Source organism: Thermotomaculum hydrothermale, from assembly GCF_016592575.1.
GTDB lineage: Bacteria > Acidobacteriota > Holophagae > Thermotomaculales > Thermotomaculaceae > Thermotomaculum > Thermotomaculum hydrothermale.
The window spans coordinates 840,433-857,725 of sequence record NZ_AP017470.1; the positions used below are offsets into that span (position 1 = coordinate 840,433).

A 17,293-nucleotide genomic window follows, 5' to 3' on the forward strand; every position below is an offset into this window, starting at 1 on the left:
AATTGAAAAAGAAGGTAAAAGTATGAAAAAGCAGGTAAGCGTTTCCATAGGTGGAAAGACAATTACCATGGAAACCGGCGTTATAGCCAAGCAGGCTGACGGCGCAATTTTGATTAGTAGTGGAGATACAAAGGTTTTAGTTACAGCATGTATGTCAGATGAGCCGAGGGAGGGAATTGATTTCTTCCCTCTGGTTTGCGATTATAAAGAACACACATTTTCTGCCGGAAAAATCCCGGGCGGTTTTTTCAAAAGGGAGGGCAAGCCTTCCACAAAAGAGGTTTTAACAAGCAGGCTTATTGATAGGCCTTTAAGGCCATTATTCCCTGATAACTTCTTTAATGAAGTTCAGGTTATAGCAAATGTTTATTCATTTGATAGTGCAAATGAACCTGAGGTTTTAGCTATAACAGCTGCATCATGTGCTCTTTATATATCCAAAATCCCTTTTACAATTCCAGTTGGCGCTGTAAGAGTGGGGTATATTGACGGTGAATTTGTTGTAAACCCAACTCACGAAGAGAAGGAAAAATCATTGTTAGACCTTGTTGTTGCAGGGACTGAAGAAGCAATAGTTATGGTTGAAGCAGGAGCAAAAGAGGGTTCAAATGAATTGATGGTTGAGGCTCTTGAGTTTGCCCATAATCATATTAAGGAGCTTGTAAAGGCCCAAAAAGAACTTTTTGAAATGATTAAACCAGAAAAAGTGGAAGTGGAAGAGAGATTTGTTGACCAGGTATTATTTACCGAAGTTGAAAAAGAAATATCCCAAAAGCTTCTTGATGCTTTGAGAATAAAGGGCAAGTTAGAGTCTTATGCTGAAGTGAAAAGGTTAAAAAAAGAACTTGTTGAAAGTTATGAGGAAGAATTGCAACCAGATGTTTCATACATGTTTGATCAGATTAAAGAAAAGCTTTTCAGGAATTATGTGCTTAACGAGGGTAAAAGGCTTGACGGAAGGGCTTTTGATGAAATAAGGCCTGTAAGTGTTGAAGTTGGAGTAATGCCAAGAACCCATGGTTCAGCTCTATTTACAAGGGGAGAAACTCAGGCTTTAGTTACAACAACACTTGGCACATTTGGAGATAGCCAGTTAATTGACGGACTTGAAGGAGAAGAAGAAGAAAAGTTTATGCTTCATTATAACTTCCCGCCTTTCAGTGTTGGGGAAGTGAGGCCTTTGAGAGGCCCTGGAAGAAGGGAAATTGGACATGGTGCTCTGGCTAAGAGGGCAATTGAGCCAATGATTCCTTCGGAGGATGAATTCCCTTACATTATAAGAGTTGTTTCTGAAATTCTTGAATCAAACGGCTCTTCTTCAATGGCAACAGTATGTGGCGGCACTCTTTCCTTAATGGATGCTGGTGTTCCTATGAAAAAGCCTGTTGCTGGAATTGCTATGGGGCTTGTGAAAGAGGGAGAGAAATATGCAATTTTGACAGATATTGCTGGAGCAGAAGACCATTACGGCGATATGGATTTCAAGGTTGCAGGAACAAAAGATGGAATAACCGCTTTGCAGATGGATATCAAAATCAAAGGATTAACAAAAGAGATAATGGCTGAAGCATTAAACCAGGCAAGGAGAGCTATAGATTTTCTCCTTGATAAAATGACAGCAGTTATTCCGGAACCTAAAAAGGAACTTTCTCCTTATGCGCCGAGGATTACTGAAATAGAAATCTCTACCGATAAAATCAGGGATTTAATCGGCCCAGGCGGAAAGACAATTAAAGAAATTGTTGATTCCACAGGAGTTAAGATTGAAATTAAACAGGATGGCAAAGTTCTAATTGCTGCTACAAACGAAGAAGCATCAAACAAGGCTATTGAACTGATTAAAACAGTTACTGCCGTGCCTGAAGTTGGCAAAGTTTACGAAGGTGTGGTTAAAAGAATAGAAGACTATGGTGCTTTTGTTGAGATTCTTCCTGGTAAGGAAGGATTGTTGCATAAAAGCGAAATAGCCAACCATTTTGTTAGAAATGTGGCAGACGAATTAAAATTGAACCAGAAAGTTCTTGTTATTGTTAAAGATATTGATAATCTGGGCAGGGTTAATTTAAGCAGGAAGCCGTTGCTAAAAGATGAAGATGGTAATGATAGCGATAATAGAGGTAGAGACAGAGGCGGAAACAGACAGGGTGGTTACAGAGACAGAAATCGCAATTATAACAGGGATAACAGACATAATAGAGATAGAAACAGTAATAGGGAAAATAATAACGAATAAATTTAAAAATTAATCGGAGGAAATATGCCTGTGATTCTTGCTAAATACATGGGGGATTATGTTGGTCAAGAGGTTACTCTTCAAGGTTGGGTCAGGCTTAAAAGAAAACACGGAAAGATAAGGTTTGTTGAGTTAAGAGATGGTTCAGCCTTTGTCCAGTGTGTCTTCATAAAGGGTGAAACATCAGACCAGGCAATGGAAGACTTTAAAAAGCTAACACAAGAAAGCTCAATTGAAGTCACAGGAGTTGTTCAACAAAACCCAAGAGATGGAAGCTATGAACTCCTTGTGAAAGAGATGAAAATTTATCAAATTTCAGAGCCTTTTCCAATAACCCCCAAAGAGCATGGAATTGACTTTTTAATGGATCACAGGCACCTCTGGTTGCGCTCAAAAAGACAGTGGGCAATTTTAAGGGTAAGGGCCGAGATAATTAAGGCATGCAGAGATTTTTTTGATGAAAGGGATTTTGTTTTAGTTGATTCCCCTATTCTAACTCCAAATGCTGCCGAAGGATCAACAACTCTGTTTAAAACAGACTATTTTGGTGAAACGGCATATTTAACACAAAGTGGGCAACTATATTCAGAAGCTGCTATAGCAGCATTTAAAAAAGTATATTGCTTTGGTCCCACATTCAGAGCAGAAAAATCAAAAACAAGAAGACATTTAATGGAATTCTGGATGGTTGAGCCTGAAATGGCTTTTGCTACACTTGAAGATGTTATGAATCTTGCTGAGGAATTTGTTGAATACATTGTTGCAAGGGTTTTAGATAAAAGGATGGAAGAGTTAAAAATTCTTGAAAGAGACATTTCGAAGCTTGAAAAAATAAAACGACCTTTTATTAGAATGACTTACACTGAAGCTGTGGAACAGCTGCATAAGTTAGGTTCAGATATTGTTTGGGGTGATGATTTTGGTGGAGATGACGAGACTATTCTAACCAAACAGTATGACAAACCTATTCTTGTTCATAGATTCCCGGCAAGCTTTAAAGCCTTTTATTTTGAATTAGACAAAGAAAACCCTGAGCTTGCTCTTGGAGTTGATGTGCTGGCACCTGAAGGTTACGGAGAAATTGTAGGTGGTGGTGAAAGGTCTGCAGACATAAAACATCTTTTAGAAAAGATTAGGGAAGAGGGAATCCCAGAAGAAAATTACAAATGGTACCTTGATTTAAGAAGATATGGTTCAGTGCCTCATGGCGGTTTTGGCCTTGGTATAGAAAGAACTGTTGCCTGGATCTGTGGGTTACACCATGTAAGGGAAACAATACCATGGCCAAGAATGCTTAACAGGCTTTATCCATAAAATTTATGCCTAAATTTATTTTTATAACATTAGGTTGTCCTAAAAATACTGTTGATTCTGAGGTTATGGCAGGTTGCCTTTTAGAAAGGGGTTTTGAACCTGTTGCAACTCTTGATGAGTATGTTGACTATGCCATTGTAAATACCTGTGGGTTTATCCTGCCTGCAAAAGAGGAATCAATAGACAGAATTCTTGAACTTGCTGAATACAAACAACAGGGCAAAATAGGGAAGCTTGTTGTTGCCGGGTGCCTTGTTCAAAGATATATAAATGATTTAAAGAAAGAAATTCCAGAAATAGATTACTTTGTTAGCCTTGATGATATTGAACAAATTGTTGATATTTTAGAAAATAATAAAGACTCTCAATTTAAAATGCCCCAGTATGTTTATTCAGAAAAATCACCAAGAATCCTTTCAAATTCCGTCTATGAATATGTGAAGATATCGGAAGGATGTAATCACTCCTGCTCTTTCTGCGCTATACCTGGTATTAGGGGAAGGCTAAGAAGCAGGAGTATTGATTCTATTGTTAACGAAGTTAAAAACCTTGTAGATAACGGTTATAAAGAAATAATTTTAATCTCCCAGGATTCAACCATGTATGGGGCAGATTTAGGTATGAAAGACGGTCTTGCAAAACTGCTTGAACAACTTGACAAAATTGAAGGTGATTTCTGGATAAGGGTAATGTATCTATTCCCTGGAGAAATTACAGATTATTTGTTAAAAGTTATGGCTAACAGCGAAAAAATTTGTAATTATATTGATATTCCACTTCAGCATGCCTCAAAAAGAATTTTAAAATCAATGAGAAGGCCTGGGGATGGGAAAGAGTATTTAAAATTAATAGATAAAATCAGAGATATTTTTAATGATGATGTATTTATAAGAACAGCTTTAATAGTAGGATATCCGGATGAAACGGAAGAGGAATTTTATGAATTGAAATCATTTGTTGAAAAGGCTAAATTCAATCATTTAGGAGTTTTTACCTATTCTCATGAGGAAGATACTCCCGCTTTTTCTCTCAATGATAATGTGAGTGAAGACACAAAAGTAAAAAGAATGAATGAAATTATGGAAATGCAGAAGGAGATATCTTACAATATTAATAAACTTTTTGAGGGGCGTACTCTTGATGTTGTAGTTGAAGGCTATTACGAAGAAACAGAATACCTTTTAAAGGGAAGACACAAAGGGCAGGCCCCTGATATTGATGGGGTTACTTTGATAAACGAAGGATTTGCGGATGTAGGGGACTTTAAAAGGGTATTAATAGAAAAAGCTATGTATTATGATATTTTAGGAAAAATTTTATAGAAGAAAGGAGAAAGATTATGAAAATCTTTAAATTTTTAACAGTATTTACACTTGTACTTGTTTTTACAGTTAAATCATTAGCGGGAATTACTGCGGGAATGATTATTTTCAAGGTTGTTGATGAGAACAACAAACCTCTTGAAGGAGTTAAAATCACAATTACAATGAAGAAGAGGCAATCATTTAAAAAGGTACTGGAAACAAATAAAAAGGGAATTGCAAAGGTGACCTTAAACATTGCAACTTATACTGTAAAGTTTGAAAAAGAAGGATATGTGGCATATGAAACTTTGACAAAGCCTATTATCAGTGATAAAAAGGTTGAAAATATTAAATTAATGAGTATGAAAGCTGCTGCTAAACAAGAAGAAAGCAAATTATCTCCAGAAGACAGAGGAGCTCTTTTATTCAATCAGGCAGTTGAATACTTAAAAAAGAAAGACGACAAAGGTGCTTATCCATTATTGAAGCAGGCTGTTGAATTAAACCCTGACCTTGCTTTTGCATGGTTCCATTTAGGAAGAATTGACTTAATGAATAATAAACTTGACGATGCTGAAAGGGAGCTTTTAAAGGCAATTGATTTAAACAGCAGCATGGGGCCTGCATTTGCTTTACTTGCAGATGTTTACAAGAAAAAGGGCGATGAAGAAAATTACAAAAAGTATCATAAAAAGGCGGAAGAGATGGGCGCTATTGACCCAGCGGAATACTACAATAAAGCGGTTGAATACATAAATGCAGGTGATGATAAAAATGCGAAAGTTTATCTTGAAAAAACTTTACAGGTAGATGCCAAGTATGCTGATGCTTACTATCAGTTAGGTCTGCTGTATTTAAGACAGGGTGATATGAACAAGTGTGTTGAAATGCTAAAAAAATACCTTGAACTTGCTCCTAATGGCAAATATGCTGGTGATTGCCAGGGATTAATTCAGGGTTTAACAGCAGGTCAATAATTGAAATTGCGTGTAAACTTTTAAATTTTCTATATGGGGGTGTCTTTAATGAAAAAATTTGTTTCATTGTTGGTATTGTTATTTGCGGTTGGCAACCTTATGGCTGCTGACAGATATATTGTTGTCCTTGATAAGCAGCCTGTAATTAAAGTTGCTAAAAGGGCTGTGAAAACTAAAGCTGCCAAAATGTACAGGCAGGAAGTACTTGAACAGCAAAAGGATTTTATAAACTTTGTGGAAAAGAATTTAAAAGGGAAGACGTTTGGCTCTATACAAACTGTTTTAAATGCAGTTTTTGTTGAGATAGATGCTAATAAGGTCGAGAAGTTGAAGGAATTTCCCGGGGTTAAATATATTCAAAAAGACAAAATCTATAAACTGGAATTAGACGGTGCAAACAGGGTTTGCGATAATGTTGCAGTTTATAGAAGGTTGGGCATGTCAAACCTTGACATAGGAAAGGGAGTTAAAATAGCAATACTTGATACAGGTATTGATATATCAAATCCAATGTTTAATGATGAGGGGTTTGAATATCCAGAAGGGTTTAACCCTGGTGATGACAACGAACAGGACTACACAAACAACAAAGTAATTGTTGCCAAAAACTTTGGTTCAGACCAGAATGCATCAGACCAGTATGGCCATGGTACCGCTTGTGCAGGATGTGCAGCAGGTAGGTATGTAGAGGTTCAGGATGGTTTATTCCTTTATAAACTTTTAGGTGCTGCTCCAGGTGCTTATTTAGGTAACTATAAGGTTTTTACTATGGGTCCCCAGGGTCCCAGCGCTTATCAATCTTCAATATTAAACGGTATAGATGCAGCAGTTAACGATGGTATGGATATTATTTCAATGAGTTTAGGGGGAGATATAAGCGGAAGCGCTTCAGATGATGCAGAAGTTCAGGCAATTGAGAACGCAATAGATGCTGGAGTAGTTTGCCTTGTTGCTGCAGGAAATGAAGGTGATAATTTTGAAGATTTAATTTCTAAGTATTGTGGAAATGACCCAACTTGTGATGAATGGAGAAATCACCTTGATGAATTTTCTCTTGTTCCAATGAGTGTTGCCGCTCCAGGTAATGCACCGGATGCAATTACAGTTGGTGCTGTCGACAATGAAAGGAATTATTCGGCAGTCAGACATGCTACTTTCTATATTGATGATGAGCCAATAAGTGAACTATCAGATATCCAGTATGGTGTGGATACTCAGGTAGGTGCAAATCTTACAGAATTTTCAAAGACAGAGGTTGTTGACCTTGCTGATTACACCACAGACGATGAAGCATGCAATCCGCTTGACGGAATTGATTTATCAGGTAAGGCGGTTCTTGTAAAAAGGGGAGATTGTTATTTCTGCCAGAAGATTAAGCATTGCCAGGATGCTGGTGCTGCGGCTGTAATTGTTTACAATAGTTACCCTGACGATGACCCTGACCATGGTGGAATAATAAATATGGATGTTGGACCAAGCCAGAATTGTCCATATGCTTTAAACATTCCTGGATTTTTTATTAAAAACAGTGATGGCGTTGCCTTAAAACAAGTTCTTGCATCTTCAACAAGCCCTGTTTACTTTTCAATCTGGGTTGAAACTGAATACCAGAAAGTAGCATCAGGTTACAAAACATGGTTTTCTTCAACAGGGCCAACAAAGAATGATTATTTTTTGAAACCTGATGTTGCTGCTCCTGGGCAGAGGATTATGGCTCCTACTCAGGATGACAATAACTCAAGTGATATGTACAGTGCAACTGGTTTTGCTGAAACACAGGGTACAAGTTTTTCCACACCTTATACGGCCGGTATTGCTGCAGCATTTAAGTCATTGTTTCCTGATTTAAGTCCTGCGGAGATTAAGGGAGTTTTGTGTACTGCAACTGGGTTTGGTTACGATTTGTATCAGTCAAAAAATGGTATTAACAACATCTTTTATACAAATGGATACGCAACTCCAGCATTTTTAGGTGGCGGAATTGTAAATATGGAGAATGCTGTAAATGCTAAATTAACATTGATGCCTTCAAACATTAGTTTTGGTAATGTTGACACATCAAGTGTTAGTTCAATATCAAAAACTTTTACAGTTAAAAACATTACTAATTCAACAATTTCTTTTATCCCTTCATTGTTAAATATTTGTGCAAATGACAGGGTTAATGCAAGCATATCACCGACAACCAAACAAACATTAAATCCAGGTGAAAGTGTGGATATAACTTTAACAGCGCATTACACAGACCCTGCAGCAACTCATCTTATGGGTTTTGTAGTTCTCACAGATAACTATGGAAATGAGTATAAGCTTCCATTCTATGGCAGGTTTGTTTCAAGCGATGTATTAAATCATGGTGATACAGAAGACGAAGATGGTGACGGAATTAACCATGGTACAGAGTTGGGAGCATGGAGTGATGTTTACCTGACAGATACAGATAATGATGGAATGAGTGATGCTGATGAAATAAATGGAATAGATGTTAACGGAAAAACTATCCATTACAACCCTGCAAATGCAACTTCTGTTTACTATGATCCATTTGCTGATACTGAACTAACAGTAGAAACATATGTTCCTGTTTTTAATAACGATTATGATGAAGATGAATTTACTCAATGCACTCTTTACCTTTCCAATCCGAATAGTGAAAGTGTATATTTAAGGGTTTTACCTCTTGCACCTGACGGCACTATAACAACAACAGTGAGAAAACTTAAATTAGAACCTCATGGATGGAAAGGAGTAAAGATTGATAAAGGAATGTTCCCGGTAGGCGGTGGCTGGATTTTAGTAAAATCTTCTAATACTGTTAAAGCTGTTATGAATTTTGAAACACTTGAATTCAACAGAAAGAAACCTGGAAAAGAAGCAAATTATTACATTGAAAACTCTGCAGCAATTGCTGGTACAGACAGATTGTATTCAAAAGTATATGTCCCGCACATTGCTGAACAAACTGAGCAGTGGGATACATTTGTATCTGTTGCTAACCCCGGTTCTGCTTCTATAGCTCCAAAGTTTGTTGTTCCAGGCTCAACTCCAGTTGACCTTGGAAGTGTTGGCAAACTGGGATTGTATGCTGCGGAAGATGTTTATTCTGATGTATTCAATGAAAACTTCCCTTATTCACCTGATGATAAAGCTCACTGGTGGGCAACAATTGACGGTAACGGTTCACAGTTTGTTGCTATGGAAGCTTTCAGCCAGTTAAGGTTTGAAGATATGAGCGATCCTACACCATTAATGGATCAGGTAGGAGCTTTGCTTCTCACCGATGATGCATCAACAACTGTTATAATTCCTCATGTTGATACACACTGGTTGTGGTGGACAGGGGTTGTAATCAACAATGTAAATGATGCTGATGTTAATGTTACCATGACTCCTTACGACAGCAATGGGAACGCTTTAACACCTGTAACATTTACACTTGCTGCAAATAGCAAGGCAGTTAACCTTGTTCAGGGGTTCTGGACATCAAACAATGCACAGTATCCAGAGGATACAGCCTGGATTAAAATAACCGCAGACCAGCCTATTACAGGTTATGAGTTGTTTGGCATAGACCCAACAAAAGGAAGCAACAACAATGGTGAAGACGCACTTGCTGGTGTAAGGCCAATTATGAATCCGTCTAACTCAATTGCATTCCCGTATGTATTTACTCAGACATCCAGTGAGTGGTGTGGAATTGTTGTAATAAATGCAAACGAAGAGACTGCAAACTTAACTATTGAAGCATACAATGCTTTAGGTGAAAAGGTAGGCGAGTTAAATGAAAACTTAGGCGCTAACCAGAAGTGGGTTGGAGTAGTAAGCAGCGATTTAATACCAGGGCTTACAGATGATGTTAGGTGGATTAAGGTTACCTCTAATGTCCCTGTAGGTGGATTTGCGTTGTTTGGTGACCTTGACAGGTATTACATGAGTGGATACAAGGCAGTTGATGTTGAATAATATGTGTAACTTTTTCAACAACTGTGTAAAAAATTACACAGTAAATTTTGAAAAAGTGTAAAAATTTTCAATAGTGAAAAGGGTGCCTATTTTGGCACCCTTTTTGCATTAAAAGAGGAGTGATGAGGCAGATAACTATAAAGAAGTCGGTAAAAACGTCTGGTATAGGGTTGCATTCGGGGAAGAAAGTTAATTTAGAGTTTCACCCTGCCCCTGAAAATACGGGGATTGTTTTTAGAAGGGTGGATAAAAATCACTTTCCTATAAAGGCAGATATATCCTATGTATCTAAGCTTGCATATGCAACCAATTTGACTAAAGATAAAGTTTCTATTGCCACAACAGAACATTTATTGGCAACTCTCAGGGGGTTAGGAATAGATAATATCTATGTGGACATTGATGCTGAAGAGACTCCTATAATGGATGGAAGTGCTTCTGCATTTGTCTATCTGTTAAAGGAAGCTGGAATTAAAAAACAGAGAGCAGAGAAAAAATATTTAAGGATTAAAAAACCAAAACACTATTTGAATGGTGATAGAAGAATTTCTATTTATCCTTATGATGGTTTTAAAATTACCTATACCATTGAATTTGACCATCCTCTAATAAGGCGACAAACAAGAACCCTTGAGTTAAAATCTGATGATGATTTTGAAAACGAGGTTTCTCCTGCAAGGACATTTGGTTTTTTAAAAGATGTTGAGATGTTGAGAAAAAATGGGCTGGCTTTAGGGGGTTCACTTGAAAACGCCATAGTTATTGATTCGGATAAAATTTTAAACGGGCATTTAAGGTTTTCCGATGAATTTGTAAGACATAAAATTCTTGATGTAATTGGAGACCTTGCTCTTTTAGGATATCCAATTTTAGGCCATGTGGTAGCATACAAGGCAGGACATGAGATTCATACAAGCCTTGCCAGAGAGATAAAAAAAGACCCTGAAAGCTATGAGATTGTTAATGCTGGAGAACTTGATTTTATTGCAAAAGAAGACAAAGCTATTCAGGTTGCGGAAGAACTTGCATAAATTAAAGATTGTAAATTTTTGATTCTAAATTTTAAATTTTATATTATGGATTGAGGAAAAATCTTTTAATTTAAAAATCCTTTCCTCAATTCAAAATCCAAAATTTTTAATCCAACATTTACAATCAAAAATTAGGTATTCCAAACCTAAAACCTAATCTTTTTTGTTACAGTTACGGTTATATCAGGTGCTGTGTATGTGAAAACATCTTCTGTAAAGCTTACCTGATAGTCTCTGTATTGAATTCCTAAAGCAAACATTGCCATGTAATCATCCATTCTGTCAAATCCTGTGTTGTATGGGGAAGATTGAAGATAAAGCTGGCCAATTGCTTTAAAATCCTCATTAATTTTGTAGGAAAGTCCAAAATATATGTACCCGCTTTCATCAAGGCTTGTTACATATTTTTTGTCTGGATTTCCATAGTTTAAATATCCCAGGCCATAGAATAGATTGAAATTATTAAATCTATTTTCTCCATTAAACCCGAAGCCGAAATCAAATGAGCCTGATGATAGGCCATCAGACACAGAAGCAACAGGAAGTTTACAAAATATTGAAAAATTAAACCTGAAATTACTAATGTCTCTGACTTTATAAATATTATAGCCTAATGTAATATCTCCTATCCCTGCAACTGATGTTGTTTTGTTTATTTCACCTATTCTAAACACAAATTGATTATTTTCTACAAGCTCCCTTCCCCCATTGTTAAAACCTACATAGTCATGGTAATCTTCAATAATAGAATCAAACATTCCCTTCCAGTGATAAATTGCAGGGATTTCAATATAGATGCTTGAAAATGCTGTTAGCCTTCTTTCAATTTTTGTTGTAATTGATAAAGTTTCCATGTCAAATGCAATGTTTTTATCTAATTCAGGGTTGTCAATAAATGAATAGGCAAAAATATTTGAATACTGTGTCGTGAATGTTATGTTATACTTTTTCCCATTGTAAAAGTCAAATTGCTCAAAATCAGGCTGGAGTATATTAAGGTAAAAAGGAGCATTATTTTTTATAAAAAGAGATTGGGAAAATAAATTAGTGGTTAAAAAAAATGTGAAAATTAAAAAAGCCGACAGGAGGCTTAGCTTCCTGTCAGCTGATATTCTCTTTTTCCTTCTTAGCATCTGTAGCAAAAGCTGAATCCGGAAAATCAAGTATTAACTGGTTTAACAACTCTTTTGCTTCCTCTAATTTGCCCTGTTTAACAAGGATTTTGCTCTTTTTGAGCAATTCATAGTCTTTAACAGGATTTTTAAAAGTGTCCTGTTTCATTAAATTGTCCAAAATTGCTATTGCTTTATCCAATTCACCGCTATTTGATTTAACATTTACCAATGTTAAAGCGACGGTTGTTTTAAAGGGATAAGGAGCACTGTTATAAAGATTTTCAAGAATTTTTTCCGCTTCCCCAATGTTGTTTAAATTAAGGTAGCAAAGTGCTTCATAGAATTTTGCTCTCAATTTAACTGATTTTGTTAAATTTTCTTTTTCAAGTTTTTTAAACTCTTCTAATGCTTTGTTGTACTGTTCTTCTTTGTTTTTGTATTTAGGTGCTTCATTTTTCTTTGGTTTGTAGTAAAAAATTTCTGTTGCCTTTGAAAAAGCGAGTTCTGATTTTTCTGTTTTGTTTGTGCTATAAGAGGTTACAGCAACATAAATTGCTATTGCTGCAAAAATTGCAATAACAATGCCGTAAACCAATGTTTTGTTTTCTTTCCCCCATGAAAGTACCTTATCAACAACGCTTGCAACCTCGTCTTCTTTCATTAATTTTTTCATTTGCTTGTGTGAATACTTCTTTTCAGCCACCAATACCTCCTTTTATGCTTTAAAATTCTCTAAAATCTTCTCAAAAATGCCCTTTAAAGTCAAGCAAAGAGCCTGTTTATAACCTTAAAAAAGTTTTCTTTTATCTCTTCTTCCCCTTTAATGTGTCCGTTTTCCATTAGCACTTTACCGTTACATACAACTGTATCGGTTAATATTCCGCTTGCGGCATAAACAAAGTTTGAAATAGGATTGTGGAGCGGGGTAATTGTCTCGTGCATTTTCAATAAAATAAAATCTGCCGTATCTCCTTCTTCAAGTTTATTAACATTAAGGCCTAAGATCCTGAATCCCTCTGTTGCTCTGTACACAACATCGTATGCGTTAGGAATTTCAGCGTCGTTGTTTCTCCATTTTTGTAAAATAGCTGCAACCTTCATTTCTTCTGTCATGTCAAGGTTGTTGTTTGATGCAGCCCCATCTGTACCAAGACAAATTCTAACACCTTTTTCTCTCAATTCTTTCTTTGGCATAATGCCGCCAACTGCAAGTTTCATATTTGAAATTGGGGTATGGATTGCTATAGAGTTTCTTTCAGCAAGCAAATTTATTTCTTTAGGGTTAAGCCATATACAGTGTGCAAGCAAGGTTTTGTCAGTCAATACCCCTAACTCGTCAAGGTATTCTGGAGGCCTTTTGCCTGTTTTCTTAACGCATTCTTCAACTTCTGTTAATGTCTCAGAGAGGTGAATATGCAGGTATGTGTCTTTTTCCTTTCTAAGTTCAGCAGCAAATCTTAACCCTTTGTCCGATACTGTGTAAACTGCATGAGGTCCCAATCCAACTTTTATTAAAGGATTTTTTTCATAGTATTTATCAAATATTTCAAGAGTTCTTTTTTCGTTAAACTTCTGCCTTTCAATGTCAAACATATCAATCATTACAGCATTTAAAATTGCCCTCATTCCCATTTCTTCAACTGCCTGAAAGCAGGCGTCAAAGTGCCAGTACATATCGTTAAAAAGGGTAGTCCCTGTTTTTATCATTTCAAGGCAGGCAAATTTTGTTCCCCAGTAAACATCCTCTTCAGTCAGTTTTGATTCAATAGGCCATATTTTTGTTTGCAGCCATTCCATTAATTTTAAATCGTCAGCATAGCCTTTAAAAAGAACCATGGCTGCATGAGTGTGCATATTTGCAAGAGCAGGGTATAGTATTTTATCCGTTCCGTCTATTACTTTGTCTGCCTGAATATCAAGGTTTTTCCCTATTTTTTTAATCTTCCCTTTATCAACAAAAACATCTATTTTCTCATTTTTGAAAGAATGGATAACATTTTTAATTAGAATTGACATTTTACAAGCTCCTTTAACATTTTATCCACAGTCTTTTGATTTTGAAGGACAAGCCTGTTAAATTCGTCAAAGTCTATGTTTGTTTCTGATATCCCGTTTGCGTAATTGTCAACAACGCAGATTGATGCATACTGCAACCCTAATTCGCAGGCAATAGTGCATTCACTTGCCATAGTCATTCCAACAACATCGGCATATTGTGCCATTAGCCTGATTTCTGCCGGGGTTTCAAACCTTGGTCCTGTTGTCTGCCAGTAAATTACCCTTTTAAACTTCTCTCCAAGGCAGTTTTCAATTTTCTGGTTTATCGTTTCTGAAAGCACAGGAGTAATATGAATTCTTTTGTCGGCGTCAACAGTTATAATATTGTAAAAAGAGATAAAATCGCTAACAAGACAAACCTCACCTGGCTTGATGTAAGGCTTGAGAGAGCCGACTGAATTTATTGCAATTATTTTTTTAAAATCCCTTGATTTAATGGCATACAGGTTTGCTTTGTGATTTATTGCGTGGGGAGGCACATTCTTTTTCCCGTGCCTTTGAATTAGCATTGTTTTTTCATCAATGAATACTTCAACAGTGCCGAATGGGGTTATAATCCTTTCCTCTTTCATATCCTTTACAAGCTCTGAATTAAAGAGATTACTCCCCCCTATAATTGCAATTTTATTTGGCATGGATAACCCCCATACATTCTCTAATTAGTTTGCATACTGTAATGGTTGAAATTTCCGTATTGTCAATGTCGGGAGATAATTCCATAAAGTCAATCCCGACAATATTCAAATTTTTAAATCTTGAAATTGTGTCAATAAGGGTATTGAAATCAATACCGCCAGGTTCTGGGGTGCCTGTTCCTGGAAAAACAGACGGGTCTAATACATCCATATCAATTGTAATATAAACAGGAGCTTTTTCCCCAATAAGCCTGACAACATTTTCCGGGTTCTTCTTCAATGTTTTATTTTCTTTCATAAAGTTAAACTCATCTTTTGTCCCTGAGCGGATAAAAAACTGGTGAAACCTATTGGCAGGAAGGAAGTCCAAAATCCTTCTCATCACTGTTGCATGGGATAATTTTTCCCCAAGGTATTCTTCCCTTAAATCAGCGTGTGCGTCAAAGTGAATTAGGTGTAAATCTGGATAAACTGAATAGCATGCTTTAACTAAAGGCAATGTTACAAGGTGTTCCCCTCCAATTCCAAAAAGTATGCGCCCCTGTTCAAAGTATTTTTTTGAGTCTTCCTCAATAAGCTGTAACGCTTTTTCTGTATTTCCAAATGGAAGGCTTAAATCCTTTGCATCGTAAAAGTTTATGTCCTGTTCAATGTCAACATCAAAAAGCGGGGAGTAGGTTTCAATCCCTTCAGAGTTTAATCTTACATCGGCAGGGGCAAACCTCTGCCCTGACTTGAAAGACGCTGTCCCGTCAAAGGGATATCCCCTTAAGACTATTTTACAGTTTTCAATAGATTTTTTGCTTCCCATAAACCTCATTTTTCAACCTCGTGTACATATTTTTTCAATGCTTCTTCTTCGTTTTCCGTTTCAATATAGCACTCCGCTTCAATGCCACCTCTTATGTTGTACTTTGTATAAACGCTTAAGAATTTTGGGTTAAGTAATTCTTTTAAGTCATTGAAAATAATGGAAGTGGCCTCTTCCTGATAAACCCCAACATTCCTGAAAGAGATGAAATAATACTTGAGAGATTTAAGTTCAACAATCTTTCCATCTGGAATATACTTAACCACAACTTCTGCAATGTCAGGCAACCCGGAAAAAGGGCATACTGCGGAAAACTCATCGGTAGAGTAGGCAATTAATTGAGGTTTTCCGTCAAAATCTATTGTTTCAAGGTAATCCTTTCTAATTTTATCTTTTCCGTCAAACGGCAAAATCAATCCTTCAGCCTGCGGCATAAATCCCCCTTAAAATTTTTTAGGTAATTATTTTATCACATAAGAAAAAATAAAATTTATTCAAAAAACAAGGTCAAATGCCTGTTTTAAAGATTTAACCTTTATAAGTTCAATTTTTCTATTTACCTTTGAATCAATCTTTTCCCTTGTGTCAGGGATAATCGCTTTTTTAAATCCTAAATTTGCGGCCTCATTTAGCCTCTGGTTTATTGCTGAGACGCTTCTTATCTCCCCTGAAAGCCCTATTTCCCCAATAAAAACAGTATGCTTATCAAGTGGTTTATTTAAAAAACTTGACACAACGGCAAATGCAATACCTAAATCAACCGATGGTTCGTTTATTGTTAATCCTCCTGCAACATTAATGTAAACATCGTCCCTTCCAATAAGGTAATCAAGCCTTTTTTCAATTATTGCAAGCAAAAGGTGAAGCCTGTTTATATCAATCCCTATTGCCATTCTTCTCGGGGTACCAAATGCGCTTTCAGTAACCAGAGCTTGCAATTCAACAAGCAATGCCCTTGTCCCCTCAACTGCGCAGACAATTGCAGAGCCTGTTGTGTCGTCCGGCCTTTCCCCTATAAAAAACTCTGATGGATTTCCAACAGGCAAAAGCCCCTTTGATGTCATTTCAAAAAGCCCCAATTCATTTGTTGAACCAAATCTGTTTTTAATTGCTCTTATAAGCCTTCTGGATTGAAATCTATCCCCTTCAAAGTACAAAACTGTATCAACTATGTGTTCCAGTGTTTTTGGCCCTGCAATGGCTCCCTCTTTTGTTATATGGCCTATTATCAGCACAGGTATGCCTGAATTTTTAGCTTCAAATAAAAGCCTTGTGGTAACTTCTCTTATCTGGGAAACAGTGCCAGGTGCCGATGTTAACTCAGAAGAGAACATTGTTTGAATTGAATCTATAACAACAAATAAAGGATTAACACTTTTAATCTGTTCAACTATGTTTTCAAGTACAACCTCTCCTGAAAGCAGAATATTTTGATTAATTGAACCTATCCTTTCCGCTCTCAGTTTTATCTGGGAAGGGGATTCCTCTCCTGAAAAGTATAAAACCTGCCCTTTTACAGCAATGTTATTTGATATTTGAAGCATTAATGTTGATTTCCCTATTCCCGGTTCTCCCCCTAAAAGGGTTAACGAGCCTGGAACAAATCCTCCCCCTAAAACCCTGTTAAACTCCTCAATTCCAGTGTCAATTCTTGAATACTCGGCAGAATTAATCTTATTTATAGGCTTTGGAGAGGATAAATTACTTGCAAGCGAGCGCTTATTTATTTTTTTTGATTGCTCTTTTACCTCTATAAATGAATTCCATGAGCCACAATCTGGACATTTTCCAAGCCATTTTCTTGATTTATATCCACAGTGTTCACATTCAAAGAAACTGTTTTTAGCCATTA

At 36.5% G+C, this 17,293-nt stretch carries 13 protein-coding genes; 6 read left to right on the forward strand and 7 right to left on the reverse strand.

What is annotated here, in order from left to right:
* Positions 1-22 precede the first annotated feature (22 nt).
* The 6 genes from TTHT_RS03880 (at position 23) to lpxC (ending at position 10,822) form a co-directional block, all read left to right on the forward strand.
* Positions 23-2,233 carry a polyribonucleotide nucleotidyltransferase gene (locus TTHT_RS03880; RefSeq protein WP_201328726.1) on the forward strand — a complete coding sequence of 737 codons (2,211 nt, stop codon included), beginning with the start codon at positions 23-25 and terminating at the stop codon, positions 2,231-2,233.
* Positions 2,234-2,257: 24 nt separating this feature from the next.
* Positions 2,258-3,547 carry an asparagine--tRNA ligase gene (asnS, locus tag TTHT_RS03885; protein WP_236578198.1) on the forward strand — a complete coding sequence of 430 codons (1,290 nt, stop codon included), beginning with the start codon at positions 2,258-2,260 and terminating at the stop codon, positions 3,545-3,547.
* Positions 3,548-3,552: 5 nt separating this feature from the next.
* On the forward strand, positions 3,553-4,869 hold the full coding sequence (gene rimO / locus TTHT_RS03890) for a 30S ribosomal protein S12 methylthiotransferase RimO (protein WP_201328727.1): 1,317 nt from the start codon (positions 3,553-3,555) through the stop codon (positions 4,867-4,869).
* Positions 4,870-4,886: 17 nt separating this feature from the next.
* Positions 4,887-5,828, forward strand: a complete 942-nt coding sequence (locus tag TTHT_RS03895) for a carboxypeptidase-like regulatory domain-containing protein (RefSeq protein ID WP_201328728.1) — start codon at positions 4,887-4,889, stop codon at positions 5,826-5,828.
* A 48-nt stretch (positions 5,829-5,876) separates the two neighbouring features.
* A complete protein-coding gene (locus tag TTHT_RS03900) occupies positions 5,877-9,791 on the forward strand; it encodes a S8 family serine peptidase (RefSeq protein WP_201328729.1) in 3,915 nt (1,304 codons plus the stop codon).
* A 122-nt stretch (positions 9,792-9,913) separates the two neighbouring features.
* Positions 9,914-10,822 carry a UDP-3-O-acyl-N-acetylglucosamine deacetylase gene (gene lpxC, locus TTHT_RS03905; protein WP_201328730.1) on the forward strand — a complete coding sequence of 303 codons (909 nt, stop codon included), beginning with the start codon at positions 9,914-9,916 and terminating at the stop codon, positions 10,820-10,822.
* A 146-nt stretch (positions 10,823-10,968) separates the two neighbouring features.
* On the opposite strand, the gene TTHT_RS03910 is transcribed toward lpxC, so the two are convergent.
* Genes TTHT_RS03910 through radA form a run of 7 tightly spaced genes read right to left on the reverse strand, consistent with a single transcriptional unit; the run spans position 10,969 to position 17,291 of the window.
* Positions 10,969-11,955: a DUF3187 family protein gene (locus TTHT_RS03910; RefSeq protein ID WP_236578206.1), complete on the reverse strand. Its 987-nt coding sequence runs from the start codon at positions 11,953-11,955 to the stop codon at positions 10,969-10,971.
* Entirely contained in the window at positions 11,924-12,640 is a 717-nt protein-coding gene (locus TTHT_RS03915) for a tetratricopeptide repeat protein (protein ID WP_201328732.1), read from the reverse strand. Before TTHT_RS03915 ends, TTHT_RS03910 begins: the two co-directional genes overlap by 32 nt.
* A 59-nt stretch (positions 12,641-12,699) precedes the next feature.
* Positions 12,700-13,953 (reverse strand): amidohydrolase, encoded by a 1,254-nt coding sequence (locus TTHT_RS03920; protein WP_201328733.1) that lies wholly within the window; start codon positions 13,951-13,953, stop codon positions 12,700-12,702.
* Positions 13,941-14,630 (reverse strand): MTAP family purine nucleoside phosphorylase, encoded by a 690-nt coding sequence (locus TTHT_RS03925; protein WP_201328734.1) that lies wholly within the window; start codon positions 14,628-14,630, stop codon positions 13,941-13,943. The genes TTHT_RS03920 and TTHT_RS03925 overlap by 13 nt, the downstream gene beginning before the upstream one ends.
* Positions 14,620-15,450 (reverse strand): agmatinase, encoded by an 831-nt coding sequence (gene speB, locus TTHT_RS03930; protein WP_201328735.1) that lies wholly within the window; start codon positions 15,448-15,450, stop codon positions 14,620-14,622. The genes TTHT_RS03925 and speB overlap by 11 nt, the downstream gene beginning before the upstream one ends.
* Complete coding sequence (queF, locus tag TTHT_RS03935) at positions 15,447-15,875, reverse strand: preQ(1) synthase (protein WP_201328736.1); 429 nt, start codon at positions 15,873-15,875, stop codon at positions 15,447-15,449. The genes speB and queF overlap by 4 nt, the downstream gene beginning before the upstream one ends.
* Positions 15,876-15,935: 60 nt before the next feature.
* Positions 15,936-17,291 (reverse strand): DNA repair protein RadA, encoded by a 1,356-nt coding sequence (gene radA / locus TTHT_RS03940; RefSeq protein WP_201328737.1) that lies wholly within the window; start codon positions 17,289-17,291, stop codon positions 15,936-15,938.
* Positions 17,292-17,293 lie beyond the last annotated feature (2 nt).